4 protein-coding genes are annotated in these 3,148 nt (G+C 31.3%); all 4 read right to left on the reverse strand.

Going from position 1 to position 3,148, the window contains the following annotated elements:
- On the reverse strand, positions 1-857 hold an 857-nt coding region (ispH, locus tag Q0W95_RS07775; RefSeq protein ID WP_297791543.1), incomplete at its 3' end, for a 4-hydroxy-3-methylbut-2-enyl diphosphate reductase.
- Positions 848-1,450 (reverse strand): lysophospholipid acyltransferase family protein, encoded by a 603-nt coding sequence (locus Q0W95_RS07780; RefSeq protein ID WP_297791545.1) that lies wholly within the window; start codon positions 1,448-1,450, stop codon positions 848-850. The genes ispH and Q0W95_RS07780, both read right to left, overlap by 10 nt.
- Position 1,451: 1 nt before the next feature.
- Complete coding sequence (gene cmk, locus Q0W95_RS07785; RefSeq protein WP_297791547.1) at positions 1,452-2,090, reverse strand: (d)CMP kinase; 639 nt, start codon at positions 2,088-2,090, stop codon at positions 1,452-1,454.
- On the reverse strand, positions 2,087-3,148 hold a 1,062-nt coding region (locus Q0W95_RS07790; protein WP_297791549.1), incomplete at its 5' end, for an aminoacetone oxidase family FAD-binding enzyme. The genes cmk and Q0W95_RS07790, both read right to left, overlap by 4 nt.

Genomic DNA, 3,148 nt, shown 5'->3' on the forward strand with positions numbered 1-3,148 from the left:
AGACTGTTCATAAATTCTTCTTTTGTGAATTCATCCATACTACTTACTACCTCCTCGATAATCTCATCAGGTGTAGAGGCACCTGCGATTATACCAACTTTTTTAAATTTAGAGAGCTTTTGCAAAGGTAGATCTTTAACAGTTTCAATCCTAAAAACATTTTTACAATACATACCAGCTACTTGATATAACTTGTTTGTATTAGAACTATTAAAACCACCAGCTACAATCATGCAATCAACTTCCTTAGCTAAGGATTTGGCTGCTTGTTGCCTATTTTCAGTTGCTTTACATATTGTGTTTTCTATTACTACACTATCATTATTATCTTTTAACTTGTTAGCAATATCATAAAAATAATCAAGTCTATTTGTAGTTTGACTAACAACATAGAGCTTTCCATTACCTTTTATATTTTTTGCTTCAGTCTCATCTGATATAATTATACCATCATTTAGAAAAGATTCCATAGCAATTATTTCTGGATGTGTTTTATCTCCAACTATAACAACTTTGTATCCCTCTTTTTCTTTCTCTACTATTTTCTTATATATATTCATTAGGACAGGGCAAGTTGCATCTAAAAGTTCATTACCATTTTCTATAAGCTTGTCTTTAAATTTTGCACTTTCTCCATGAGCTCTGATTAGAACAGTTGAATTCTTAATTCCTTCAGCCTCTTCCTTACTCAAAACTTTAAGCCCTTCTCCTTCAAGTTTACTAACTAATTGGGGGTTGTGGATTAGAGGACCTACTGAGTAAGATATTTCATTTTCTTCTATCGCCTTATTAGCAAGGTCAACAGACCTTCTTACTCCTCCACAAAAACCTGAATAATCTGCAATTATTATTTCCATTTACTCTCGCTTTCTACAATTGTATGATTTTCATATATTTTTCCAAAAATCTCGTCTGTCATCAATTTCATAGCATCTTTATTTTTCATTGATAAAAATTCATCAACTTTAATTTTAGCTTTTATTTGTATTTCTGTTTTCCTAAAAAATTTATAAGATGATATTATCTCTACTGGTAGGATATCTGCCTTTGCTTTTAAAGCTATAAAGGCAACCCCATCTTTAACATTTTCTCTATTAACGTTTTTTACTCTAGTCCCCTCAGGAAATATTCCTAATGTCTTGTTATCATTTATCAATGCTACAGAATGTCTTAATGCTTTCAAATCTCTTCCAAATCTGTCAACAGGAAAAGCTCCAAGTGATCTTGCTATATTTTTTAATATCGGAACTTCAAATATTTCTTTCTTGCCCATAAAATAAAGGATTCTAGGCAAACTTATAGCTAAAAAAATAGGATCTAACATAGACTTATGATTCGCACAAACTATAATTCTATCATCCCTACCAATATTTTCAAGGCCGGATACTTTTATCCTATACAAAGGAAAAAATATTATTTTAAATACAATAACAGCTATATTATAAAACATACTACTCATCCACCTTAGAAATTATAGCATCAATTGTCTCTTGGATGTTCATTTCTGAATTATCTATCAATATAGCATCATCAGCCTTCCTTAGTGGTGAAATTTTTCTTGTAGAATCATACTCATCCCTTGCTATTATTGCTTTTTCAAGTTCATCAAGACTTAGATTCGACTCATTTTGTTCAAACCTTCTCATAGCTCTTACCCTAGGTGAAGCAGTAAGATAAAACTTATATTTAGCGTTTGGGAATACAACCGTACCTATATCTCTTCCATCTAGTATGAACGAAGTATTTTTAGCAATTTCCCTTTGAAGGTGAACTAGATTTTCCCTCACATTTTTATTAGCAGAGACCCAAGATACGTTTTTTGTAACATTATCACTTCTTAATTCCTTACTAACATCAACTCCATTTAGGAAAATTTCGCCTCCTACAAGACTCAATTTAATGTCCTCTAAACTCTTATTTATATTTTCTATATTGTCTTCCTTTATACCTCTATCCAAAAAATACTTAGTTACAGCCCTATACATAGAACCAGTATTTAGGTATTCAATCCCCAATTTTTCTGCAAGTTTTTCAGCAATAGTTGATTTTCCAGAACCACTTGGGCCGTCAAGTGCAATTATATAAGTCATATTTTCTCCTTAATACCAAGACTCGCTACATAAGCACTCGTAAAAGCAATTTGTAAATTAAATCCACCTGTTAGGCCATCAACATCAAGAATTTCTCCGATAAAGAACAAACCTTCTACTAACTTAGATTCCATAGTTTTAGGATTTACTTCCTTGACATCAACACCACCACTTGTTACGACTGCATTATTGAAATTCATATTTTCTTTGTAGGTGAAAGTTAGCTCCTTTAGCTTATTTACTAATAAGTTTCTCTCATTCCTAGTAATTTGGTTAGCCTTTTTATCTTTTGATATATTTCCCATATCCAAAATATATGCTCCCAAAGATTCATTTATTATTTCTTTAAGAATGTTACTAATATTTTTCTTTGAATTATTCGTTAAAAGTTTTACAAATTCTTCCTCCAAGTCTTTTGTGGTTTTGTCTGGGAACAAATCTATCCATATTTTTTCAATTCTATCCCTGCAAGCTCTAGCTTGAATGTTTAAAGCAAGAGGCCCAGTTAAGAAATTTCTGGTAATTAGTAGGTTTCCATTAGAAAAATAAGTTTCTTTATCAGTCTTAACCCCAAGACAAACTCCTTCGAGGTTTAAAGCTCTTATATTTACCTTATCTTCTATATACAAAGGGGCTATTGAAGGAACTTGTTTAATAATGTTGTGGTTGAATTTTTGAGCAAACTTGTATCCATCACCAGTTGAGCCAGTTACGGGATAAGTTACCCCACCAGTTGCTATGATAACATAATCAAATTTATATATTTGTCGATCAGTTTTTACGACAAATTTGTAGGTTTTTTCTACACTATCAACCCTACAGTTTCCTATAAAGTTAACTCCCTTTTCAGCTAATAAGCTTTTAAACAGGGCAATTACATCAGAAGACTTCATAGACTTAGGAAATACTTTCATATTATCTTCAACTACTGTTTCCAAGCCATTTTGCTTCAAATAATCAATCATCGAATAATTATCAAATCTCGAAAATGAAGAATACATAAAGTTCTTATTACGAATTATATTATCTAAAAATTCGTTATAAGGCTTAGCATTTGT

The organism is uncultured Anaerococcus sp. (assembly GCF_947253225.1).
Lineage (GTDB): Bacteria > Bacillota > Clostridia > Tissierellales > Peptoniphilaceae > Anaerococcus.